Origin of the sequence: Buchnera aphidicola (Pentalonia nigronervosa) (genome assembly GCA_014622685.1) — a bacterium.
Classification (GTDB): domain Bacteria; phylum Pseudomonadota; class Gammaproteobacteria; order Enterobacterales; family Enterobacteriaceae; genus Buchnera; species Buchnera aphidicola_BD.
The window spans coordinates 428,742-454,542 of sequence record CP061275.1 but is presented as its reverse complement, the minus strand read 5'-3'; the positions used below and the strand labels follow the sequence as shown (position 1 = coordinate 454,542).

The 25,801-nt window shown below is 24.5% G+C and carries 21 protein-coding genes, 3 tRNA genes and 1 pseudogene; 15 read left to right on the top strand and 10 right to left on the bottom strand.

From position 1 onward, the window contains the following. Nucleotides 1–60: 60 nt before the first annotated feature. The 3 genes and pseudogenes from ICW73_02010 to orn all read right to left on the bottom strand — a co-directional run bounded on the left by ICW73_02010 (nucleotide 61) and on the right by orn (nucleotide 1,835). Nucleotides 61–759 carry an N-acetylmuramoyl-L-alanine amidase gene (locus ICW73_02010; GenBank protein ID QNS02108.1) on the bottom strand — a complete coding sequence of 233 codons (699 nt, stop codon included), beginning with the start codon at nucleotides 757–759 and terminating at the stop codon, nucleotides 61–63. A gap of 357 nt (nucleotides 760–1,116) precedes the next feature. After that, nucleotides 1,117–1,193: transfer RNA gene (locus tag ICW73_02005), tRNA-Gly, on the bottom strand. Nucleotides 1,194–1,290: 97 nt separating this feature from the next. Then, nucleotides 1,291–1,835, bottom strand: a pseudogene (orn, locus tag ICW73_02000) (oligoribonuclease). A 291-nt stretch (nucleotides 1,836–2,126) separates the two neighbouring features. On the opposite strand from orn, the gene pgi reads away from it, so the two are divergent. The 12 genes from pgi to dut all read left to right on the top strand — a co-directional run bounded on the left by pgi (nucleotide 2,127) and on the right by dut (nucleotide 17,426). After that, nucleotides 2,127–3,776 carry a glucose-6-phosphate isomerase gene (pgi, locus tag ICW73_01995; protein QNS01738.1) on the top strand — a complete coding sequence of 550 codons (1,650 nt, stop codon included), beginning with the start codon at nucleotides 2,127–2,129 and terminating at the stop codon, nucleotides 3,774–3,776. A gap of 121 nt (nucleotides 3,777–3,897) precedes the next feature. Then, nucleotides 3,898–5,811: a PTS mannitol transporter subunit IICBA gene (locus ICW73_01990; GenBank protein ID QNS01737.1), complete on the top strand. Its 1,914-nt coding sequence runs from the start codon at nucleotides 3,898–3,900 to the stop codon at nucleotides 5,809–5,811. Nucleotides 5,812–5,864: 53 nt separating this feature from the next. After that, a complete protein-coding gene (locus ICW73_01985) occupies nucleotides 5,865–7,034 on the top strand; it encodes a mannitol-1-phosphate 5-dehydrogenase (protein QNS01736.1) in 1,170 nt (389 codons plus the stop codon). A 904-nt stretch (nucleotides 7,035–7,938) separates the two neighbouring features. After that, nucleotides 7,939–8,895: a tRNA (adenosine(37)-N6)-dimethylallyltransferase MiaA gene (gene miaA, locus ICW73_01980; protein QNS01735.1), complete on the top strand. Its 957-nt coding sequence runs from the start codon at nucleotides 7,939–7,941 to the stop codon at nucleotides 8,893–8,895. Between the two features lie 248 nt (nucleotides 8,896–9,143). Continuing rightward, a complete protein-coding gene (hflK, locus tag ICW73_01975) occupies nucleotides 9,144–10,379 on the top strand; it encodes an FtsH protease activity modulator HflK (GenBank protein ID QNS01734.1) in 1,236 nt (411 codons plus the stop codon). 2 nt (nucleotides 10,380–10,381) lie between these two features. Continuing rightward, nucleotides 10,382–11,311 carry a protease modulator HflC gene (gene hflC / locus ICW73_01970; protein QNS01733.1) on the top strand — a complete coding sequence of 310 codons (930 nt, stop codon included), beginning with the start codon at nucleotides 10,382–10,384 and terminating at the stop codon, nucleotides 11,309–11,311. Between the two features lie 51 nt (nucleotides 11,312–11,362). Next, nucleotides 11,363–12,664: an adenylosuccinate synthase gene (locus ICW73_01965; GenBank protein QNS01732.1), complete on the top strand. Its 1,302-nt coding sequence runs from the start codon at nucleotides 11,363–11,365 to the stop codon at nucleotides 12,662–12,664. A gap of 130 nt (nucleotides 12,665–12,794) precedes the next feature. Continuing rightward, on the top strand, nucleotides 12,795–14,993 hold the full coding sequence (rnr, locus tag ICW73_01960) for a ribonuclease R (GenBank protein QNS01731.1): 2,199 nt from the start codon (nucleotides 12,795–12,797) through the stop codon (nucleotides 14,991–14,993). Between the two features lie 155 nt (nucleotides 14,994–15,148). Continuing rightward, nucleotides 15,149–15,499, top strand: coding sequence for a 30S ribosomal protein S6 (gene rpsF / locus ICW73_01955; protein ID QNS01730.1), 351 nt, complete (start codon nucleotides 15,149–15,151; stop codon nucleotides 15,497–15,499). A 122-nt stretch (nucleotides 15,500–15,621) separates the two neighbouring features. Next, nucleotides 15,622–15,852 carry a 30S ribosomal protein S18 gene (gene rpsR / locus ICW73_01950; protein QNS01729.1) on the top strand — a complete coding sequence of 77 codons (231 nt, stop codon included), beginning with the start codon at nucleotides 15,622–15,624 and terminating at the stop codon, nucleotides 15,850–15,852. A 46-nt stretch (nucleotides 15,853–15,898) separates the two neighbouring features. Further along, complete coding sequence (gene rplI / locus ICW73_01945) at nucleotides 15,899–16,351, top strand: 50S ribosomal protein L9 (GenBank protein ID QNS01728.1); 453 nt, start codon at nucleotides 15,899–15,901, stop codon at nucleotides 16,349–16,351. 619 nt (nucleotides 16,352–16,970) lie between these two features. Continuing rightward, a complete protein-coding gene (dut, locus tag ICW73_01940) occupies nucleotides 16,971–17,426 on the top strand; it encodes a dUTP diphosphatase (protein ID QNS01727.1) in 456 nt (151 codons plus the stop codon). Between the two features lie 10 nt (nucleotides 17,427–17,436). On the opposite strand, the gene pyrE is transcribed toward dut, so the two are convergent. Together pyrE and ICW73_01930 are read right to left on the bottom strand one after the other, a co-directional pair. After that, entirely contained in the window at nucleotides 17,437–18,081 is a 645-nt protein-coding gene (pyrE, locus tag ICW73_01935; GenBank protein ID QNS01726.1) for an orotate phosphoribosyltransferase, read from the bottom strand. 121 nt (nucleotides 18,082–18,202) lie between these two features. After that, nucleotides 18,203–18,275: transfer RNA gene (locus tag ICW73_01930), tRNA-Ile, on the bottom strand. A gap of 135 nt (nucleotides 18,276–18,410) precedes the next feature. On the opposite strand from ICW73_01930, the gene ICW73_01925 reads away from it, so the two are divergent. Further along, a tRNA-Asn gene (locus tag ICW73_01925) sits at nucleotides 18,411–18,483 on the top strand. 141 nt (nucleotides 18,484–18,624) lie between these two features. Further along, the gene (sbcB, locus tag ICW73_01920; protein ID QNS01725.1) at nucleotides 18,625–20,070 is read left to right on the top strand and encodes an exodeoxyribonuclease I; all 1,446 of its coding nucleotides are present in this window, start codon (nucleotides 18,625–18,627) and stop codon (nucleotides 20,068–20,070) included. 534 nt (nucleotides 20,071–20,604) lie between these two features. On the opposite strand, the gene ICW73_01915 is transcribed toward sbcB, so the two are convergent. Both ICW73_01915 and mutY read right to left on the bottom strand, forming a co-directional pair. Continuing rightward, nucleotides 20,605–20,838: an oxidative damage protection protein gene (locus tag ICW73_01915; protein QNS01724.1), complete on the bottom strand. Its 234-nt coding sequence runs from the start codon at nucleotides 20,836–20,838 to the stop codon at nucleotides 20,605–20,607. A 23-nt stretch (nucleotides 20,839–20,861) separates the two neighbouring features. After that, the gene (gene mutY, locus ICW73_01910) at nucleotides 20,862–21,911 is read right to left on the bottom strand and encodes an A/G-specific adenine glycosylase (protein ID QNS01723.1); all 1,050 of its coding nucleotides are present in this window, start codon (nucleotides 21,909–21,911) and stop codon (nucleotides 20,862–20,864) included. Between the two features lie 113 nt (nucleotides 21,912–22,024). Between mutY and trmB the strand changes: the two genes are divergently transcribed. Then, nucleotides 22,025–22,741: a tRNA (guanosine(46)-N7)-methyltransferase TrmB gene (gene trmB / locus ICW73_01905; protein QNS01722.1), complete on the top strand. Its 717-nt coding sequence runs from the start codon at nucleotides 22,025–22,027 to the stop codon at nucleotides 22,739–22,741. A gap of 10 nt (nucleotides 22,742–22,751) precedes the next feature. On the opposite strand, the gene hemW is transcribed toward trmB, so the two are convergent. The 3 genes from hemW to gshB form a co-directional block, all read right to left on the bottom strand. After that, the gene (gene hemW / locus ICW73_01900; GenBank protein ID QNS01721.1) at nucleotides 22,752–23,882 is read right to left on the bottom strand and encodes a radical SAM family heme chaperone HemW; all 1,131 of its coding nucleotides are present in this window, start codon (nucleotides 23,880–23,882) and stop codon (nucleotides 22,752–22,754) included. A 375-nt stretch (nucleotides 23,883–24,257) separates the two neighbouring features. Further along, entirely contained in the window at nucleotides 24,258–24,677 is a 420-nt protein-coding gene (ruvX, locus tag ICW73_01895; protein QNS01720.1) for a Holliday junction resolvase RuvX, read from the bottom strand. Beyond that, nucleotides 24,658–25,635 (bottom strand): glutathione synthase, encoded by a 978-nt coding sequence (gene gshB / locus ICW73_01890; protein QNS01719.1) that lies wholly within the window; start codon nucleotides 25,633–25,635, stop codon nucleotides 24,658–24,660. The genes ruvX and gshB overlap by 20 nt, the downstream gene beginning before the upstream one ends. Nucleotides 25,636–25,801: the final 166 nt, after the last annotated feature.

Below are 25,801 nucleotides of genomic sequence, written 5' to 3'. Positions count from 1 at the left end.
AAAGATGCTTAAAATCTAAATAATTTATATAAATAATTTTATATTATGACATTTTATTTGTCATTTTAATTTAACTGTTTTTTGAAAATAATTATTTAAAGCTAAATAAATACAATTAGCAATTTTATTTCTGTAATTTTTTGTTTGTAATTTTTTTTCATCAACAACATTTGTAATAAAACCGGTTTCAATTAATACAGAAGGTATATTTATATTACTTAATATACCTAAACTAGCATAATTTGGATGTGCTTTATGTAAATTTGTAATTTTTTTAAACTGTTGCAACATTCTTCTTGAAATATCGATTTCCATTTTTCGAAAATTGTTAAATTGCAAATCTAAAATCGTTTTTTTAAGATAAATATCATATTTATTTTTTTGAAATATTTTTTTTATATTTTCCGAAAAACATATAATATCTTTATTTTGATCAAGATAATTTTGAATTTCACGACGCATTCTTTCATCTGAAACCATCCAGATAGATATGCCTGATATACGCTTAATTTGAGAAGAGTCTGCGTGAATAGATATTAAAAAATCTGCATAATTTTTATTAATGATGTTTTTTCTTTTTTTCATCGATAAATAAGAATCGTTATTTCTAATTAAAATTGTGCGAAAAATCTTGTTTTTTTTTAATATTTTATTCAATTGTAATGCGATCTTAATAGTAATTTTTTTTTCTTGTAATCCCTGGTAACCTATAGCGCCAGGATCTTGTCCACCATGACCTGCATCTATTGCAATAATTATTTTTTTTAATCCGTTGACATGATTTTGATTTTTTATATTTTTTTTATTTTTTTGTGGTTGATAATATATTTTTTTTGGAAGGAGTGCTTTTTTGAGACCATTATGTTCATTTTCGTATTGAAATGATAATTTTTTTAAAAAAAAATATTTTTTTCTTGACTATTAGCGTATTTTGAAAAAATTAATAAAAAAATAGTTAATATGATCCATTTTTCATAAGAATGGTAAAACATTATCAATTATTCCTGATTTTTTAAATTATTTCAGACTAATTTCATTTTTATAAAAATTATATAATGTTTTTTGATAATTGTAATTTTCAATTATTTAGTTAATCGTGTTTGATTTTAATAGTTTTGGAGCGGAAAACGAGACTCGAACTCGTGACCCCAACCTTGGCAAGGTTGTGCTCTACCAAACTGAGCTATTTCCGCAAAATATATAATATTTGAATTTAATTAATATAAAATATATAAGTGTATTTTATCTATAAAATATAGATTTTTCAAGCTTTCTTTAAAAAAATATTGATTAATTTTGAAAAAAATATTTTTTATAAAATTGTAATTCCATTACTGAGTCTCTAATGTCATCTAGTGCATTATGAGTGTTTTTTTTTTAATGTTTCTTAATATTTTAGGATGCCAACGAGATACTAATTCTTTAAGTGTACTTACATCTATATATCGATAATGAAAATAATTTTCTAATTTTGGCATGTATTTAAAAAGAAATCTTCGATCTTGAGCAACGCTATTCCCGCAAATTGGTGACGATTGAATAGGAACCCATTTTTTTAAAAAAAATATAGTTTTTATTTCTGCTTGACGTTCATCGTATAAGCTTGCTTTAACACGATTAATTAATCCATTTTTTTTATGGGTTTTTATATTCCATGCATCCATTAAAGAAATATGTTCTTTGTTTTGATGGATAGCTATTACAGGGCCTTCAGAAACAATATTTAAATTAATATCTGTTATTAATGTAGCAATTTCAATGATGCGATGTATTTTTGGATTTAGACCAGTCATTTCTAAATCGATCCAAATTAAATTACTGCGATTAGTTTTCATTGTGTCTTATCCAAAAAATTTGTTTTATTTATATTTTGTGATAAAAATAATGCTGTTATAAATTGTTAATTTAAAATATAAGATGATTTTATTTTAATGTAAATAATATTTTTTAATTGATATATGTAAATGATTTATAAAAAACACTTTTTTATAAAATATATTAATAAATTAAAAAATAAATAAGTACTGTATTTAAAAAAAATAGATTATATTTTATATTCTTAAGGAATAATTTAAAAGCAATTAAAAATAATGTTTTATTATGTGTCAAACAGGATAAATGTTTTTATGAAAAATATTGAATTAATTAATACACAATCTTGGTTAGATCTTAAAAATCATTTTGATGAAATAAGAAATGTTCATTTAAAAGATCTATTCACGTCGGATCCATATCGATTTCAAAAATTTTCAATTGTATTTAAAAATGAAATATTAGTTGATTTTTCTAAAAATCGTATTACTCATAATACTTTAAGCAAACTTTTACTTTTAGCACAGGAGACAAATTTACGATCTGCAATTAACCTGATGTTTTCTGGTGAAAAAATTAATAAAACTGAAAATAGACCGGTATTACATATTGCATTACGAAATAGAACAAATTGTCCTATTATTGTAGATGATTGTAATGTTATGCTTAAAGTTAATACAATGTTAAAAAAAATAAAAAATTTTTCTAATCTTGTTATTCATGGTAAATGGAAAGGATACACTGGGAAAACGATTTCTGATGTTGTCAATATTGGTATCGGTGGTTCTGATTTGGGTCCATATATGGTTACAGAAGCTTTACGTCCATATAAAAATCATTTAAATATCCATTATATTTCAAACATTGATGGCACACATGTTACGGAAGTGTTAAAAAAAATTAATCCTGAAACAACTTTATTTTTAATTGCTTCAAAAACATTTACAACTGATGAAACAATTACAAATGCTAATAGTGTTAAAGAATGGTTTTTAAATAATACAAAAAAAATATGTGCTTTAGATCAACATTTTTTCGCATTGTCAGCTAATATGAATAATGCTTTAAGTTTTGGAATTAATAAAAATAATATTTTCGAATTTTGGGACTGGGTAGGCGGGCGTTTTTCACTGTGGTCTTCTGTTGGTTTGTCTATCGCGTTATCTATTGGATTTAGTTATTTTGAAGAACTTTTAAATGGTGCTCACGCGATGGATAACCATTTTTATGCATCTGATTTTTCATGTAATATTCCTGTCATTTTAGCTTTAATTAGTATTTGGTATTCCAACTTTTTTGGGTCTGAAACAGAAGCTATATTACCATATGATCAATATATGCATCGTTTTTCTGCATATTGTCAGCAAATTAACATGGAATCTAACGGCAAGTCTATCGATAGAAATGGAAAAAAAATATCTTATTCAACTGGCCCTATTATTTGGGGTGAACCTGGCACTAATGGTCAACATGCATTTTATCAATTAATGCATCAGAGCAATAAGTTAATTCCATGTGACTTTATTGCATCTGTTATGTCTCATAATAATTTAGGCGACCATCATCTAAAGTTAGTATCAAATTTTTTAGCGCAAACGCAAGCATTGGCTTTCGGAACATCGAAAAATACTATATTATGCGAAAAGAAAATAACTAGTAAAATAGAGGAAACACAGCATGCAATTTTTCCATTTAAATTTTGTGCAGGTAATCAACCGACTAATTCTATTTTAATTCGCAAGATTACTCCTTATAATTTAGGCGCACTGATTTCAATGTACGAGCATAAAATTTTTACACAAGGTCATATATTAAATATTTTTAGTTTTGATCAATGGGGCGTAGAAATAGGAAAAAAATTATCTCAGAAAATTTATCATTCTTTAAATAAACATAAAAAAAATAAGTTTTTAGATTCTTCAACGCAAGGTTTAATTAATTTTTATCAGTATTTCCAAAAATAAAATATAATTTTTGCAGCAGTTAAATTTATTTTTAAAATATAACGTTTTTAATAAAAAAACATTATTTTGTTAAAAAATTTATTTTTGTAATTGTATTTTTCTAAAAATATAAGTGATTACTATGTCCACGTCAATAAAGTTAATAATACAAAATTTTGGTCGTTTTTTAAGCAATATGATTATGCCTAATATCAGTATTTTTATTACATGGGGAATTATGACAGCATTGTTTAGCTCAACAGGATGGTGTCCAAATAGTTTCCTAGAACAATTAATATCACCGATAATATTTTATCTTTTGCCTTTATCAATAGGATATACAGGTGGTTGTTTAATCTCTGGGACAAGAGGTGGATTAGTAGGAATTATATCTACTATGGGTATAGTAACAAATTCTAATGTTCCTATGTTATTAGGATCAATGATCGTTGGACCAATTAGCGGATGGATTATACAATTTTTTGATAAAAAAATCAACAAAAAAATAAAAAGTGGTTTTGAAATGTTGGTAAATAATTTTTCTATAGCTATCATAGGAAGTATTTTGTCAATTATTTCGTTCAGCATAATTGGTCCATTAATTACGTATTTGTCTTATTTTTTAGGACATATAATAAAATTAATTACAGATTATAATTTATTGCCGTTTGTCTCCATTATCATAGAACCTGCAAAAATATTCTTTTTAAATAATGTTATTAACCATGGTTTTTTTTCCCCTTTAGGTGTACAAGATATATTAAATCAACATAGTTCTATTTTTTTCTTAATAGAATCCAATCCAGGACCAGGATTTGGTATATTAATGGCATGGTTATTTTTTGGTACAGGCGATTTGTCTAAATCATCAGGCAGCGCTGCAATTATTCAGTTATTTGGTGGAATACACGAAATTTATTTTCCTTATGTATTAACTAAACCAAAATTAATTTTTTCACTGATTTTAGGTGGTATGACAGGCATTTTTATGTTGACTTTATTGCATGGAGGTCTGATTTCTGCTGCTTCACCAGGTTCTATTTTATCGATTTTAGCTATGACTCCTAAGGGTTTATATTTTTCTAATATTGGATCTATATTTTGTTCTTTTTTAGTTTCATTTATAAGTAGTGCTGTTTTTTTACAAAATAAAATAAAAATATATGATAATAAATGTCAAGATAGACAAAAAAAATATAAATATTCTTTGAATTTGGAAAAATTAAATAATAGAGAAAAAAATGACAATTTAAAATCTGTAGTTTATCATAATATTAAAACAATTATTTTTGCTTGTGATGCAGGCATGGGATCCAGTGCTATGGGAGCAAGTATCTTAAGAAAAAAAATCAAAGAAGCTAATTTAATGGATATTTCAGTATTAAATCTTGCTATCAACTTATTACCCAAAAATGCAGATTTAATTATTACACATCAAGATTTAACGCATCGTGCTAAAAAATATACTACTAACGCACAACATATTTCTCTAAAAAATTTCCTTAATCATGAATTTTATGATAATTTAGTAAAAAATTTAGTACAAAATAAAATTGTATTAAAAAATAGAAAAATTGAAAAAGTTTGTACTATGAATCGTAATAATGCTGATACAGAGTTTCATACATTTCAATTAAGTGAAAACAACATTCTTTTAAATCAAATTGCGGAAAACAAAGAAGAAGCAATTAAAATTGTTGGAAAACACTTAGTGAAACAAGGTTATGTTACGTATAATTATATTGATTCAATGTTAGAACGTGAAAAAATATCTTCAACCTGGTTAGGAGAATCAATTGCATTACCACATGGTACAATTGAATCAAAAAACTTTATTTTAAAAACCGGAATAATGTTTTGCCAATTTCCAAAAGGCATTCGTTTTGGAGAAAACATAAATGATATTGCTTATTTGATCATTGGTATCGCTGCAAAAAACAATGAACATGTAAAGATAGTAAGTAATCTAACAAACGCATTAGATAATAAAGATATCATCAAAAAATTATCAACAACAAAAAATATACAAGAAGTATTATCGTTGTTAATTAATTAAAAAACATAATTTTTTATTAATATTTTGATATAAAATTTTTTTGGAATCAGTATATGAAAGCACTGCATTTTGGAGCAGGTAATATCGGTCGTGGATTTATAGGAAAAAATTTGTTTTTATCTGGTTTTGATGTAATTTTTTCTGATATAAATAAAAATATAATTAACGCGATTAACTATTATAAAGAATATAATGTTCAATTAGTGAATCATAATCAAGAAAACAACACGCAACATGATATCATAAATGTTAGAAATATACGTGCTATTCATGCTTTTGACTCTAAAATTGATCAAATAATTTCTGTAGTAAATTTGATTACCACTTCAGTTGGGCCGAATGCAATTAATAAGATTGCATCGATTATTATGCGAGGTATTATTTTACGAGCAGAAAAAAAATCTATAATACCGTTAAACGTCATTGCTTGTGAAAATCGAATACAATCTAGTTCTTATTTAAAAGCATGTGTATTAAATCAATTACCAATGAAATATCGTATTTATTGCGACAAATATATTGGATTTATAGATTGTACGGTTGATACAATTATACCTATATCGCAAAAACAAAATGACAGTAATTTATTCTTGTTAGCTGAAAAATTTCAAGAATGGATTGTTGATGCTAATCAATTTAAAGGTAAGATACCAAAAATTGTTAACATGCAGCTCAGCGATAATTTAATTCCATTTGTTATTCGTAAGTTATTTACATTAAATACTGGACATGCTATAGCTGCTTATTTAGGATTAACAAAGAAATATGAAACTATACAAGAATCTATTGAAGATAAAATAATACAAAATATTGTTAAATTAGGAATGCAAGAAAGCGGCTCAGTTTTAGTCAAGCACTATCACTTTAATCAAAATGATCATACAAATTATATTAAAACTATTTTTTATCGTTTTAAAAATCCATTGTTATCAGATAATCTCAATCGCATAGCTCGTAATCCATTACAAAAATTACATCCAAAAGAACGATTAATTAGACCCTTATTAGGAGCAATTAAATATAATTTACCCTATCTTAATTTGATTAAAGGGATTGCTGCTGCTTTTCGTTATCGAAGTAGACATGATGAAGAATCAAAAAAAATAGCATTGTTAATTAAAAAAACAGGTATTAAACAAACTTTATTAAAAATATGTCAATTTAAGCAACGTCATACGCAAGAAATTAATTTAATTATTCAAGAATACAATAATATTTTTTAAATTTTTTTGAAGATGAGCATTTTGAAATTACATAAAAATCAATATAGATGTATTTAATATAAAAATTATATATTTTTCGTAATCAATAAACGAAATGCTCATAATTTAAATATGTCTTAATATGCACTAAGAACGATATTTTTACTGTTTTTTGAAGCGTTATTGTACATATAAAAATATTTTCCAACTATTTTTTGATGAAATTACAAGTGAAATGATTGTTCTAAATTAAGAATAATTTCTTAATTTTAATCAATATTTTTTATGATTTTAAAATATAATGATTATTTGAATAAAATAATAAAAATAATATTCTAAAGTTAAAATTAGATGACAAATGTTAAAATATATTCTGAGCATTATTATGAATCATCTTATATTTTTAAATAATTATATCTAAAAAGTAAAACGTAATTTGAACAATTTTTTAATTTTACATGTAATTTAAAAAAATAATGTTATTGTTTAATATTATTAAATATATTTTTATTGAATTTTTTTTAAATAATAAAACCTTAATAATTTTTAAAATATAATTTATTTTAGTTAAAAAATATATCATTTTGCATATATTAATTGAATCGGAATAAGTTCAGTGTGAATAAACAACATTTTACAAATTTTAAAATTTTGTACAATTTGTACGTATTGTAGATAATATGAAAAAATCGATCTAACGATTATCCCTGAAATTAAGTATAATTCTATTAAAAAAATTATATCTTTAATATAATTAATTAATGTAATATTCATATATTTATTTATAAATTTGATTGTTTAATTTTAGAAATACTTTTTAAATAATATATATTTAATTAAATAAACACATTATTTTCTTTGTAAATAGAACTAATTGAATAATATATATATTCAATGTAAATAAAACATAACATATGTTGAAAATATGAATTTGTATAATAAACTGAAAAAACCAATCGTTATTTTTTTAATGGGTCCAACTGCTTTAGGAAAGACACAACTAGCTATTTCACTGCGTCAATATTTGCCAATAGAATTAATTAGCGTTGATTCTGCATCAATCTATCAGGGCATGGACATTGGTACAGGTAAACCCCATACATCTGATTTATTAAATCATCCGCATCGTTTATTAAATATAAAAGATCCAATTGAGACCTATTCAGCATCAGAATTTCAAAAAGATGTTATATTAGAAATTAATCATATTGTTCGATCAGGGAGAATACCGTGTCTTGTTGGCGGAACAATGTTTTATTATAAAATATTACTGGATGGATTATCTCCTTTACCACCATCTAATACGAAATTACGAGAATATTTGTCACAAAAAAAACATAATCAAGATACATTACATAAAAAATTAAAATTAATAGATCCTGTTTCAGCAAATCGAATTCATAAAAACGATTTTCAACGGTTATTAAGAGCGTTAGAGGTTTTTTACCTTTCTGGAAAAAATTTAACAACTCTAATAAAAGAAAAAAAATACAAATTTCCATATACTGCATTGCAATTTGCTATAATACCTCCTAATAAGGCATGGTTACATCAGAAAATTGAAGCGCGTATAAAAAAAATGTTAATTTTAGGTTTACAAGAAGAAGTCGAATTATTATTTCATAGAGGTGATTTGCATATTGATTTACCGTCTATTCGATGCATAGGATATCGTCAAATGTGGGAATATCTTGAATATAAAATCAGTTATCAAGACATGTTTAATAAAATTGTTTACGCGACTAAAATGCTTGCTAAACATCAATTAACATGGTTAAAAAAATGGAAAAATGTTAATATTTTAACGTATAGTTCAATATATAATGTTTTAATTGAAAAGATTTTAAATGTTTTTTCAAAATATAATAACAAAATACTATAATGAACTATATTAAATTTAATTTTAAAAAAACAGAATTTTTATACTAAATTTTTTAATTGTGATGTCAATATTTTAAAGATGCATTTTTTAACAATTTTATGAAAAATACAATTTTAATTTTTATAAAAAATAAAATGTGTTGCTTTTATTTGTTTTTTCAAAATTTATTATGAACAACTAAAAAAATGATTTAATCAATTTTTTAAAAGTTATATTAGTTGATAGAATTAACAATAGTGAGGCATAATATGGCCTGGAATAAACCAAATCATAATCAACCAAAATTAGATCCCTGGGGAAATAAAAATAGCAACGACCAAAATTCAGAAGAAAATAAAAACAATAAACAAAAAAAAAATAAAAATATTATATTAGACGTAAAAAAATTTTTATATAACATTGGCAATACTGTTCATAAAAAAAATAATTCTCTACATGCATCTAAAAAATCAGTTCATCCTTTTTTAACTATAATATTTATCGGTTTATTAGTTTTATGCCTCAGTGGATTTTATACTATTAAAGAAACTGAACGCGGTGTTATTACGAGTTTTGGAAAGTTTAGTCATGTTGTTAAACCTGGATTAAATTGGAGACCGATTTTTATTAATAAAGTCACTCCAGTAAATATTGAAACAGTTCGAGAATTAGCAACATCCGGTGTTATGTTAACTGCAGATGAAAATGTAGTTCATGTAGAAATGAATGTACAATATAAAATTATTAATCCTGTTGATTATCTTTTTTCTGTTTTTTATCCGGATGATAGTTTACGTCAAGCAACAGATAGTGCATTGCGTGGTGTAATTGGTCGTTCAACTATGGATCGCGTATTAACTGAAGGACGCACTTTAGTGCGAAATGATACACAAAAAGAAATTGAAAATATAATAAAACCATATAAAATGGGAATTGCAATATTAGATGTCAATTTTCAGACAGCAAGGCCTCCCGAGCAAGTTAAATCTGCATTTGATGACGCAATTGCAGCGCGTGAAAATCGTGAACAATATATACATGAAGCTGAGTCTTATTTAAATGAAGTATGTCCCCATGCACATGGACAAGCACAAAGAATTTTAGAAGAGGCTCGAGCGTATTCTTCGCGCATTGTTTTAGAAGCTCAAGGGGAAGTGGTACGGTTTTCAAAAATTTTACCACAATATAAAATAAATAAAAATATTACTCTTCATCGTTTTTACATAGAATCAATGGAAAGATTATTCAAGCATAATAAAAAAATATTTATTGATAAAAAAAGTAATACTATGTTGTTTCTATCTTTAAATGATTTTTTGAAAAAAAATAAACTTATAAATAAAAAAAATAAAAATGACATTCAATTTAAAAAAGATCATATTTTTTCTCCCAAGAACAAAATAAATATTGATTATTCCTCATCATTATTATCCAAGAATAACGTTTTCAAACAACGCCATATTAATTCTATACGCAACGATATTAAAAATATAGAGAGAAAATAAACATGAATAAAGCGTTGATTTTTGTATTAAGTATTATTTTTCTCTTTTTTTCTTCTTCATTTTTTATTGTGCATGAAGGAAAATGCGGTATTGTTTTAAGATTTGGTAAGGTGTTACGTAATCATGAACAACAAACATTGATTTATACACCGGGTTTACATTTTAAATTGCCATTTTTAGAAACAATTAAAATGTTAGATAGTCGTATTTATACTATGAATAATCAAGCTGACCGCTTTGTTACAAAAGAAAAAAAAGATTTAATTGTAGATTCGTATATAAAATGGCGTATTAGTGATTTTGGTCGTTATTATCTTGCGACTGGTGGTGGTGATGTTTTTCAAGCAGAAATTTTGTTAAAAAGAAAATTTAGCGATCGGTTGCGTTCAAAAATAGGACAATTAGATATAAAAGAAATTGTTGCAGATGCGAGGGGTAAATTAACAGTAGATGTTCTTAATTCATTAAATCAAGGCACTATCAATTCAGATAATATGTCTAATATCAATATTAATAGCATGACTGCTTTAGGTATTGAAGTTGTTGATGTTCGAATTAAGCAAATTAATTTACCTAATGAAGTATTTGATGCCATATATAATAGAATGCGTGCTGAAAGAGAAGGGTTTGCACGTATACAACGTTCACAAGGAAAAGAAGAAGCGGAAAAATTACGTGCGTCTGCAGATTATCAGGTTGCTTTAATTTTAGCAGAAGCTCGAAAACAAGCATTAATTATTCAAGGAACAGGAGAGGCGGAAGTTACAAAATTATTTGCACAAAATTTTAATAAAGAACCAGATTTTTATCTTTTTATTCGATGTTTACGTGCGTATGAAAATAGCTTTAAAAATACTGGAGATATAATGTTAATTAGTTCGGACAATGATTTTTTTAAATACATGCGCACTATGATTGATATTAAAAAATAGTTTATTTAAAAGACGTTAATAATACAATTAATGATGTAGGTATTGCAAAACATGAATAAAAATATTGTAATATTAGGTACACAATGGGGCGATGAAGGGAAAGGAAAAATAGTAGATGTATTAGCTTTATCAGGATCATATGTTGTAAGATATCAAGGTGGACATAATGCTGGTCATACCTTAGTTGTTGATGGAAAAAAAATTGTTTTGCATTTAATTCCATCAGGATTAGTACGTCATGATGTTATAGGTATAATTGCTAACGGTGTTGTAGTTTCTCCAATAGCATTATTTAATGAAATAAAAATGTTGCAAAAAAATCATATTTTTGTTCAAAATCGTCTTTTTATTTCTGAACATGCTCCATTAATATTAAAATTTCATATTGCACTAGATATAGCACGCGAGAAGGAATTGAAAAAAAATATGATTGGAACAACAAATAGAGGTATTGGACCAGCATATGAAGATAAAATTGCACGTCGAGCATTGCGAATAGGAGATTTAAAAGACACAGATACCTTATTGATAAAATTAGAAGAAATAACTGATTATTATAATCGTCAATTAGTGCATTTTTATAAGTTATGTGCTATTGATTATAAAAAAATATTTAATAATTTATTACCAATTATAGATTTAATACATAATATGATTCAAGATACATCCGTTATTTTAGATACTGCTATTAACAATCAAAAAAAAATTATTTTTGAAGGCGCTCAAGGCAGTTTTTTAGATGTCGATCACGGTACATATCCATATGTAACTTCGTCAAATTGCACTATAGGAGGTGTAATTACTGGTTCTGGTATTGGTCCTAAAAATTTAGATTATATATTGGGAATATCTAAAGCATATTCTACACGAGTTGGTTGTGGACCATTTCCGACTGAAATATTTGATGACATTGAAAAACATTTTTTAATTCACGGACATGAATTTGGTTCGACAACTGGTAGAAAAAGGCGGATTGGTTGGCTGGATATCGTTCTTTTACGAAAAGCAATACGTATAAACTCCTTATCTGGCTTATGTTTAACAAAATTAGATGTATTAGACGGATTAAAAGAAATAAAAATATGTATAGCCTATAAAAACGTCAAAACATCGCAAATTATAACATCTTTTACAACATATAATTGGGATGATATTGTTCCAATATATAAGATATACTCAGGTTGGACAAAAAAAACCTTAGGTGCAAAAAAATTAGCCGATCTTCCATATGAAGCTCGTTATTACATAAATTCTATAGAAAAAATGATAAATATTCCTATTCATATTATTTCTACAGGACCGGATCGTAGTGATGTTATTTTTATTGATGATATTTATTCAGTGAAAAAATAAATTGTTAATACTTTTTAAAAAATTTATACATTAAATTATATTAAAAACGTAAGTGTTAATAAATTGTTTTTATAAATAATATCATTTCATATAAAAGTATATTGTGCAAAATGTCAATGGAGACATAAATATGGTAGTAAATCCCTACCAAACAAAAGATACATACAAACATAAAGTTTTTATTCCAAGTCGTGAACGTATTATATTATGGTTAAAAAAACGAAAAGGTTTAATTAGTCAAAAAAATCTAGAAAAAAAATTTGATATTGATAATATAGAAAGCAAGCAAGCATTACGTCGAAGATTAAGAGCAATGGAACGAGATGGTCAAATTATATATACTCAGAATCATTGTTATATTTCTTCAGATAATTTACAAATTGTTACAGGTAAAGTTATTGGTCATAAAAATGGGTATGGTTTTCTTCGTACAGAAACACTGAAAGAAGATCTTTGGCTTTCAACAAATCAAATGAAATCATGCATTCACGGTGATATAATTTTAGCACATGTTAAAAATTCTGACAAAAAAAATAGAAATGCAGCTAAGGTATTAAAGATATTAAAACCTAATAATGTTTTGATTATTGGAAGATATTATGTACACAATAAAATTAAATTTGTAATTCCTGATGATACACGTTTTAATTTTAAAATTTTTATTTTATCATCTGTAAAACATGAAATTCCTATAGGTTCTATTGTAGTTGTAAAATTAAAAAAACATTCTATAAATAATACAAAAATGCAGGGATTAATAATAGAAATTCTTGGAAAGAAAATGAATACCAATTTATCTATTAAGATTGCATTACGTACGCATTCTATCCCGCATGTATGGTCACAAGGTGTTAAGGAACAATTACGAACAATTAATAATACACAACGTAATTTGTCTACTTTAAAAAATCGAGTGGATTTAAGACATTTATCTTTTTTTACAATTGATGATGAAGATGCTAAAGATTTTGATGATGCTATATTTTGTAAAAAAAAGATTAATGCAGAAGAAGGTTGGGATTTATGGGTTGCTATTTCCGATGTAAGTTATTATGTTCAGCCAAATACTGAATTGGATAAAGCTGCTGCAGAACGTGGTACATCTATATATTTTCCTTCATTTGTGGTGCCCATGTTGCCAGAAAAAATTTCTATGGATTTATGTTCTTTGAATCCACATCAAGATCGATTATGTTTGATATGTCAAATGAATATATCTAATAAAGGAGAGTTAATTAGTTATAAACATTACGAAGGTATCATATATTCTCATGGACGATTTACGTATGACGAAATATTTAAAATGTGGAATGGTGATTTTTCTCTACGTTATAAGTACAAAAATCGATTAAAAGAAATTGATAATTTATTACACTTGCAAAATATATTTAAAAAATATAATGTTTGCAAAAATGGAATTTATTTTAAAAATGTTGAACCGAAATTTGTGTTAGATTCTGATTTTCGAATTAAAAAAATTTGTCAAAATATACGAAATGATGCACACAAATTTATTGAATCATGTATGATTTTAGCAAATGTTGCTTCTTCTAATTTTATCAATAAATATGATTATCCTATTTTATTTCGTAATCATGATAAACCATCAAAAGATAATATTATTAATTTTCGTTCGTTTTTAAAAAAACTTGGTTTAATATTAACAGGCGGTGAAATTCCAAAATCCGTGCATTATGCAAATTTGTTAAAACATGTTTCTAATCGTCCTGATTATAATATGATTCAAACGATGTTATTACGTTCTATGAAACAAGCTGTTTATTCAGCTGATAATTGTGGTCACTTTGGTTTAGCATTGTCTAGTTATGTACACTTTACTTCACCTATTAGACGTTATCCTGATCTTATATTACATAGAATTATTAAAAACATTTTATTAAAAAATAATAACACGCCTGTGTGTCGCCAAGATAAACATAGAAAACGCTTATATAATAAAAACGAAATAAAAAAAATTGGTGTACATTGTTCTATGACAGAAAGACGTGCAGACGAAGCGACAAGAGATGTTGTGGATTGGTTAAAATGCGATTTTATGAATCAAAAAATTGGTGACGTTTTAACTGGAGTTATTTCTAATGTTACTTCATTCGGTTTTTTTGTTCGATTAAGTCAATTTTTTATTGATGGATTAGTGCATGTTACTTCTTTAAGAAATGATTATTATTATTTTGATGCTGTAGGATTAAAATTAGTTGGAAGATCCGGAAAATATATTTATTGTCTTGGTGATGTTTTAAAGGTTAAAGTTGTTTCTGTAAACGTTGTGACTAGAAAAATAGAATTATCTTTATATACATCTTGTTAATTTTAATCGCGAACATTATTAAATATAATTGATTTTTTCTTTTAAATACAATAGTATTAAAATAAATACGATTTATTTCTAAATTTTTGGATACTTTTTAGGCAATAATTTTTTATTATAAAAATTTAAATATCTAAAGGAAGCATTAAAACGTTATGCGCCATTATGAAATTATCTTTATGATTCATCCTGATTATAGTGAAAGAGTCGCTGAAATAATTGAAAAGTACAAAAAAATGATTCATGAGCATTTAGGTATTATACATCGCTTAGAAGATTGGGGACGACGCCAATTAGCATATTCTGTTAAAAAATTACATAAAGCACATTATATTTTAATGAACGTAGAAATTGCGGCTCAGTCTATTAATATTTTAGAAAAAGATTTTCGTTTAAATCATACTATTATTCGTAATTTAATTGTATCGACGAAAAAGAAAATTACAGAACCATCTTCTATTATGAAATTTAAAGATGATAAAAAAAAAATAAAATATAATAAATGATCTTTTTTAAATTGTAGTAATTGCATATAGCTTTTTCATGAACATTTTGTTTTTTATATCATTTTTTAAAATTTATAAATTAGATCAATATTTTATTTTTTTAAATTACAAGGATAATATATATGTCCGCTCGTTATTTTCGTCGTCGAAAATTTTGTCGTTTTACAGCAGAAGGAATTCAAGAAATAGATTATAAAGATATTTCTATTTTAAAAAATTATATTACTGAAAGTGGTAAAATTGTTCCTAGTCGTATTACTGGAACAAGATCAAAATATCAACGACAATTATCCAGAGCGATTAAAAGAGCAAGGTATCTTGCTTTATTACCATATACAGATCAACATCATTAAAATTAATTTCAATTCATTAGAAAATTATTAAAGGTGTAAAAAAATAATGCAGGTAATTCTTTTATGTAAAATTCATCATTTAGGCGATTCTGGAGTGATTGTCAATGTTAAACCTGGTTATGCAAGAAACTTTTTAATTCCTCAAAATAAAGCAATTTTTGCAAACAAAAAAAATATTGCATCTTTTGAAGCACATCGCACAGCATTAGAAAAAGAGAATATTAGTAAGTTGCTTATTGCAAAAGAACGTGCAAAAAAAATTCAATCAATAAAACAAATAACTATTTTATCTAAATTACAAAAAGAAGATAAAATATTTGGCTCTGTAAGTATTCGAACTATTTTAAAAGAAATGAATTCTTTAGGTTTTAAAGCAAATAAGCAAGAAATTCGTTTACCCCATGGAATTTTAAAAACAATCGGTGAGCATAAAGTTTTGTTTCAGCCACATAGTGAAGTTTGCATAGATTTTATTGTTAAAATTATTGCAAAGCGTTAATTCTTAAAAAACAATTCTTTTTTTAAAGAAATATTATTTTTATCAAATATTTTTTCTTAAAATGTTAAGTTGATGAAAAAAATATTTTATTATTATAAATAATATTCAGTATATTTTGTGATTATTTTAAAATATTAGTATATATTTTTATTTTTATAGAAATATATTATTCATGATAACAAATTTAACAACAAATATTGATGTTACCTAAAAAGAAAGTAATTACATTTAAAATGATACATTGTTTTAAATATCATGTGTTTTTTAATAAAAATACAATTAAAAAAAATAATATCAAATTTTTTATATAAAGTTTATTTTTTTTTAAAAAGAAGCGTTTATTAAACAACAATTTTTTAAAAAAATATAAAATTTTTTGTAAAAAAATATTTAAAATATCATTAAGTTAACATTTTTTTAAATTATTAATTTTTGTTTAAATGTTAAATGTATTACTTTCATATCTTGATAACGCATATTTTTTTAAAAATATTGATAATAGTTTTAAAAAATGAAAAAACGCGAATGATATAATATAATGTATACTTTTAATTCAAATCGTATTTTTTATTTTATTCGTAATTAAAAAATACAATTTATATAAAAATACAAATTTCTTATGAATAAAATTGAAGTAAAAATTACAAATAAAATCATTAACCAAAAATTTTCATTCCCAACATATTCTACTATTGGATCATCTGGTTTAGATTTGCGAGCTTGTTTAGAAAATAAGATTATCCTGAATTCTCAAGAGACAATATTGATTCCGACAGGAATAGAAATATACATTAAAAATCCTCATATTACAGCACTAATTGTACCCCGTTCCGGATTAGGGCATAATAAAGGTATTGTACTCGGAAATTTAATTGGCGTAATTGATTCTGATTATCAAGGTCAGATAATGATATCTCTTTGGAACCGTAGCAAAAAAAAATTTTATATACATCCATACTCTAGAATAGCGCAAATGCTTTTTGTTCCAATTATTAAACCAACTTTTTCTATTGTTAAAAAGTTTAAAAAGACTTTGCGTAATAAGAATGGATTTGGCCATTCTGGTATTCAATAATAAAACAATTTTAATTAATTCCGTATTTTTTTCGATATTTTATAAGCTGGGGTATGTATTTTTTAAGATTATTATGTTCTTCTAAATAAGAAATTAAATCTTCAATCGTAATTATTGAAAATATTTTATATATTTTTCTATTTTTAACATAATCTGTATCATATATATGTCTTTTTCCTTTTTCTTTACGATCTAATAAAACAAATATTGAAGATACTTGAGCTCCATTTTTTTCAATAATGTTAATTGATTGGTGTATTGCCAATCCTGATGTAATGACATCATCTAGAATAACAATTTTTTTTTTATTTATTTTATTTCCAACAAATTGCCCTTTCTCTCCGTATTGTTTTTTTTCTTTTCGATTAAAGGTATATGGAATGTTTAAATTATATTGATTTTTTAATGCTATAGCAGTAGATATAACAATAGGTATACCTTTATATGCAGGACCAAAAAGTATATCAAATTCTATTTTAGATGCAATTATAGAATGCGCATAAAGTAAACCAATTTTAATAATATCTTGCCCTGTAGATAATACGCCTGAATTAAAAAAATAAGGACTAGTGCGTCCGGATTTTAATATAAATGTTCCAAATTGTAACACTTTTTTTTTCAAAGAAAAGTCAATAAATTCTTTTTTCCAATCCATAAAAATTTAATCCTAATTAATACAAATTACTTAGAAAAATATTTCTACTGAGTTTGATAACATTTTTAAAAAATGTTTTTAAAAAGTGATTTAATTAACATTTTGCATTTTTTAATTTTTATGGCCCTTGCTGGACTTGAACCAGCGACCAAGCGATTATGAGTCGCCTGCTCTTACCTCTGAGCTAAAGGGCCGTAATTTTTTGATCTCTTTACTATAAAACAATTTTCTTTAATAATCTAGAAATCTTTTAAAAATTTATATTTTTATAATTTTTTATTTCATATCTGTTTGACAAATATTAAAAAATGTGATATTTTATTATTGATTCCTCTGTAGTTCAGTTGGTAGAACGGCGGACTGTTAATCCGTATGTCACTGGTTCGAATCCAGTCAGAGGAGACAAAAATATAATATTTTTTTATAGATTATCATTTTATAATGTTTTATATTTTTAAACATGGTTTTAATATTTTTTATATTAACATCTTATATTTTAAATTTTTCAGTAAGATTTTGTAGTAAATAGTTTTTATTAAAATAATGACGCAATATAAAACTACAGAGCCAACATTTTTATTTTATGATTATGAAACTTTTGGATTGCATACATCTTTAGATAAACCTGCTCAATTCGCATGTATTAGAACCGATTTTAATTTACATATTATCGATGATCCTAAATGTTTCTATTGTTTTCCATCAGATGATTATTTGCCCGACCCAAGTACTGTTTTAATCACCCGTATAACACCAGAACACACAAAAAAATATGGAACGAATGAGTATTTTTTTTCTAAAAAAATATCTAATATTTTATTGCAACCAAATACCTGTATAGTTGGCTATAATAATATTAAATTTGATGATGAAATTACAAGAAACATATTTTATCGTAATTTTTTTGATCCATATGAATGGAGTTGGAAAAATGGTAACTCTCGCTGGGATTTATTAAACATTGTACGTGCATGTTACGCATTAAGACCTCATGGTATAATATGGCCTAAAAATAAACTTGGTCTACCTAGTTTTAAACTTTCTGATTTAACTGCAGTAAATAATATTAAGCATATTAATGCTCATGATGCTATGTCGGATGTATATGCTACTATTTCAATTGCTAAATTAATTAAAAATAAACAGCCTAAATTATTTAATTTTTTTTTTCAAAATCGAAAAAAATGTGAATTATATAAATTTCTTCGTTTAAGAAAATCAGAACCAATAATTTATGTTTCTAGTATTTTTGGCGCACAGAAAAATAATATTGGTTTCATTTTTCCTATAGCATGGAATCAATATAATCAGAACGTATTAATTGCAATTGATTTAAACAAGGATATAGAAAATTTGATTTTTTTATGTCAAACAGCATCTAATCAGATATTCTTGATGAAAAATTTATTTAATTTTGGTGTAATATTTTTGTATATTAATCGTTGTCCTATACTAGCACCAATTCAAGTTATTCATAAAAAAGATTTTGTTCGATTAAATTGCAATATTTCTGATTATAAAAAAAAAATTAATTTATTAAAAAACAATCAACGTGTTTTTAAAAATATTATAATAATGTTATCTAAAAAAAATACAATTAACAATTCTATAGATGTCGATTTACAACTTTATCATTCTTTTTTTAATATACACGATAAAAAAATGATTAATGATATTCAACAAACTAATCCACATCTTTTAAAAAATACACAATATGAATTTTTTGATACACGACTAAAAAAAATTTTTTTTCGTTATCGTGCTCGTAATTTTTATCATACGTTAAATAATTATGAAAAAAAAATTTGGTTAGAACATTGTTTTGATAAATTCAATGTTGCATATTTAAAATCATATGAAGACAATATTCAATTATTGCTGAAAAAAAATTGCGATAATGAAAAAAATAAGTGTTTACTTTATGATTTATTGGATTATATGTTTAATAAATACAAAAAATTTATTTTTCAATATTCTCATTTAAATTAATATTATTAGTTTTGAAAAATTAATATATTACTTTAAAAGTAAAGTATGCATGTTTTTTATACATGAAAAAATATTTTTTTACTATGACATAATTTTCTTATAAAAGAAACATATCAGTGATTTTTTTCAGAAAGACATATTTATGTTTTTATTTTTATAAAAAATTTTAATATTTTTAGTTTACACATATACAGATATTATTTTTAATAACATTTTTAATATGTTATGAATTTATATATATGAAATATATATCTTATTACAAACATTATTTATTTTTTTTCATGAGTTTTATATTTTTTAGTTATTATAAAAACATAGTGAAATTGTTTTACATACTTTCATATTTGAATTTAATTATGTTTTTAAGAATAGATCATTTTATGGTAATGTATTAATTATTTAATAATTAAATATAATTTATTAAAAAATAATTATTTTATTGTTTGTGCTAATTAAATCATGTATGTTAAAATATAAAAATATAATTAAATTTTTTAATTTATAAAGATAGACAACATTTACTTTCAGAACAATTTATTCTTTAAATAAAAATAATTTCATATGTTTTTCCAAGATCATGCGATCTTGAAGATTAAATGTATTAAGTTTTTTTTCATTTATTAATATAGTTTGTTGTGATAACCATTTTTTCCATGCTTGTTTAGAAATATGATTATAAATTTTTTTACCTAGTTCTCCTGGATAAATTTGAATATCTTGCCCTTCAGTTTTTTTTTTTAAAAATGTACAAAAAATAATACGACGCATATTTTATCCTATTACTTTGCAGATTATATATTTTTTTTAAATCTAGTAAGTATTTTTTTTATTGGTTGGGGTAATCCAATATTTTGTGGTTGTTGCAAGTTATACCATAGTTTTGTTTTACTATCTTTAAAATCATTTGTTTTTGAAGATAATCTTATTAAAATTGGATGAATTTTTAAAGTAAAATGACTAAAATGATGAAAAAACGGTATCATTGTTTCACAATTTTTACTGTATATGTATTTTTTTTTTATCCATGTTAATGCTAATTCTTTAGTTGAAAAATTTGGAAAACAAAATAAATTTTTCCAAATATTATTTGTTGTATTTTTTTTGAGCCAAAAAAAACTTTGATAATTTACTAGTATAAACCAAGATTCTTTTTTTGTTTTTTTAGATTGGTAAGTTTTGATTGAATATTTGTGCCATTCTTGTTTTTTATAGGCTATACAAGCATGATTTAATGGACATATTTTACATTTTGGTTGAATGCGCAAACAAATTATAGCACCAATATCCATCATTGCTTGATTAAACTTACCAGTGTTATGCAATGGTGTAATTAATTCGATAATTTTCCATAATTTATTTTCAGTTTTTTTTGTTCGCGTTAACCCAATTATGCCATAATATCGTATTAATATTCTTTTTACGTTACCATCTAAAATCGAAAAGCAAAAATTTAATGTTAAAGACAGAATAGCTCCAGCAGTAGATTTTCCGATTCCAGGTAACTGAATTAGATCTTTAAATTGATCTGGAAAAATCTTATGATATTTATTGTTTATAATTTGAGCGGTTTTATAAATATTTTCAGCGCGTTTGTAATATCCAAGACCGCTCCATAAATGTAGAATACTATCTAAATTACTATTATTTAAAGACTGGATGTTCGGAAAATATGTAATAAATCTTTTAAAATACGGAATGACATATTTAACAGTCGTTTGTTGTAACATAATTTCAGATATCCAGACTAAATATAATGTTTTATCTTTTTGCCAAGGTAGATTTTTTCTACCATGTTTATGGTACCAGTTTAAAATTAATTGTGAAAATAAATATGTTGTCATATACAATAATAACCATATTGTGTGTTTGTTAAAAAATCAGTACGTTTAATAAAATTTGTTTTTTTATTTTAATATTAATTTTTTGTTAAAACATTTTTTATATACAAAATATTATGCAGAAGTCTTTTACACCACATTGTAACGATCATGGTATTTTTTTACGAAGAGTACGTAGTTTTGTATGTCGTACAGGTCGAATAACTAAATCTCAGTTACAAGGAATTAAAAAACATTGGTTATTTATGGGCATTGATTTTGAACATAAATTGTTAAATTTTTTCTCTGTTTTTAATTCATCTTCCGAAGTTGTTCTAGAAATTGGATTTGGTTCAGGTCATTCTTTAGTACATAATGCAGTGAATCATCCAGATAAAAATTTTTTAGGTATAGAAGTATATAAATCAGGCATAGGTTCTTGTTTAAATTTAGCATATTCTAAACATGTAAAAAATTTGCGAATTATTTATTATGATGCAGTAGAAGTAATTAATAATATGATTTCTGATCGTACTTTATCGATAATTCAAATATTTTTTCCTGATCCCTGGCCAAAAAAACGCCATCATAAAAGACGTCTCATACAAAAAGAATTTCTGTCTATTATAGCAAAACGAATGATTATTGGTGGTATTTTATATATTATTACTGACTCAGAAGAATACTCCTGTCATATAAAGCGTGAAATTAACCAACATAATATGTATACTACCACATCACAAGATAATTATTTTCTCTTATCATCTTCATCGCATATTACTACCAAATTTGAGAAAAAAGCACATGTTCAAGGTAATCAAATTTTTCATTTAATGTTTAAAGTAATATGTTAGGTATTCTAATTTATTTTAAAAAAATTGATAATAGTAAATTAAGAAAAATTTTTCCTTTTTTTGTTGTTTCCCAAAAATGTGTGTCTTCAATAAGAAATCCTGATTTTTTTGCTTTTTCAATATATTTTTTAATATTATTTATATTTATATTAGTTTTTTTTTGAAAATCTCGTTTAGAAATAGGTTTGTATAATCTAAATTTGTTTATAAAATACTCAAATGGTTTATCTTGCTCTAAAACTGTACGTATTGAATGAAGGTATTTTCCGTCTAAAAAATTTTGAATATTCTTATTTTTTACAGTACGTAAAATTTTTCCATTTTTTTGAGTAATTTTTCCATGAGCACCACAACCGATGCCAATATAATCGCCAAAATTCCAATAATTAAGATTATGTTGACATTGATAATTAGATTTTGAATATGAAGATATTTCATATTTTTTATATCCTGCTTGATTCAGTAACTTTTCACCTTGAATCATCATCTCAAAAATAATATCTTGATTTGGTAAAATTAATTTTTTAGCATAGAAAGGGGTATTGGGTTCGATAGATAATTGATACCATGATATATGAGCTGGATTATATTTAATAGCATATTGTAAATCTTGTAGTGCATCTTCTATTGATTGATCAGGTAAACCGTACATTAAATCGAAATTTATGTTATTGCTAACTTTTTTCAATTCAACAATTGCATTTATTGCTTCTCTTGTATCATATGTACGTTCAATTTTTTTTAAATAATCTGTATTGAATGTTTGCACGCCTAAAGAAAAACGATTTATTCCAGAATTTTTATAGTCTGCAAAACGTTGATATTCTAGAATTTTTGGATTGGATTCAATGCTGATTTCAGCAAACTTACATACAATGCTATTTTTCTTAATCTGATCAATTAATTTTTTTATAAATATGTTTTTTAATAAGCTAGGTGTTCCTCCTCCAATAAAAATCGTTTTAATTACACGATTATTTAACAAAGGTAAATCATTTTGAAAGTCTTTTAACAAATGTTGAATATATTTTTTTTCAGGTATTACGTTTTTACTAACATGCGAATTAAAGTCACAATATCCACATTTTTTTAAGCACCAAGGAATGTGAATATATAAACCAATTGAAGAAGAAATAGACATAGCAATATTTTACTTATTTATATTTTGATAGAATAATTATTTATAAAATTTAAACAAAACTATTTAGTTTTTTAAATAAAACATATTTTGTTTAATATATTTATAAATACTCGTATGATACATTAATAAAAATAACGTAACATGAATCTATGTATTCATATACGAATTTTAGAAATTTAGTAATTTTAATAATATTTAAACTGTATTAATTAATTGTATAATTTTTTTTAAAAAATATATTTTAATACATTCGTACTGGATGATTTTTTACAAAATGTTGCATTTTATATATGCGTGTATTTCTTAATAAAAAATTACATTTATTTTAATACGATTTGTTAAATATAACTTATGTATTTTGTTTTTTTAAAGTAATTAAATATGTATTTGATCTTTATTTAACCAACTTTCTAATATAATTACAGCAGATAAAGCATGTATTTTTTTCTCGTTATGTTTTTTAGTGCCGCTGTTATTGAAAATAATTGTTTTAGCTTCTATAGTTGTTAATCGTTCATCATGCATTTCAACTAAAATATTAAACTTATTTTTTAATAAGCGAGCAAATTTTTCCGATTCCTTAGTTATATTTTGTCTTGATCCGTCCATATTTAATGGAAGACCGACAACAGCTACTTTAGGATCCCAATCTTTTAATAAGTTTTTTATAGTATTCCAATTTGGTTTTCCATTTTTTGCGGAGATGACATTTAACGCTGTACCTGTTTTAGTATATTTTTGACCGACAGCTACACCAATATTTTTTACACCAAAGTCAAATGCGATTATTATCATTATGTTTTTTTATAAGATGATTTTCTTCAATATAATCTATTAACATACTTGAAATAGAGATTTTTTTTTCTAATTCGATCTCACATATACATGTTGGACTTGTAACATTTATTTCTGTTAATTTATTACCAATAACATCTATTCCGACAAAAATTAACCCTTTATCTTTCAAAATTGGAGATACATAATTTGCTATTTTCCAATCTGATTGATTCAATTTTTTGACTTGACCTATTCCTCCAGAAGCTAAGTTAGCACGTGTTTCTCCTTTTAATGGTATACGCGCTAAACACCATGGAACGGGTGTTCCATTTATAATTAATATTCTTTTGTCTCCGTCAGTTATTTTTTTTAAATAAGTTTGCACCATGCAATATTTTTTCTCATAGTTTGTCATGCTTTCAACAATAGATAAAAAATTGTTATCTTGACGTTTAATTCGAAAAATACTCTTTCCTCCCATACCATCTAATGGTTTTATTATAATATCTTTATATTTTTTCCAAAATTTTTGTATTTGAACAATATTTCTTGTAACTAAGGTTTTTGGAGTAAGATTTGGAAACCATGATATAAATATTTTTTCATTGCAATCGCGTAAACTTTGTGGTTTATTAATAACTAGTACGCCTGTTTTTTCTGCTAGCTCTAAAATATATGTTGAATAAATGAATTCCATATTAAATGGTGGATCTTTACGCATTAAAATTACATCGAGCGTGTTTAATGAAAGATTTTTTTCATTTTTAAAAATATACCAATTTTTTAGATCATTTTTTAATTCGATTAAACGAGTTCTTGCATATGGACGTCCATTTTTTAAATATAAATCGTTCATTTCCATATAATAAATTATATGTTTTCTTCGTTGAATTTCTAATAAAATTGCAAAACTAGAGTCTTTTTTAATATTTATGTAATGAATTGCATCCATTACAATTCCGATTTTTAAAGTCATTATATATGCTTATTTTAAATAGTAAACGTTGTTGAATGTTTTTTGTGAAGTATTTACGTATGTATATGATTTAAAAAAGTATTGATTTAATGTTATGATATGAAAAATATGATGTATTGATTTAAAATTTTTTCATAAATATCAATTATATAAAATTTTAAAATTT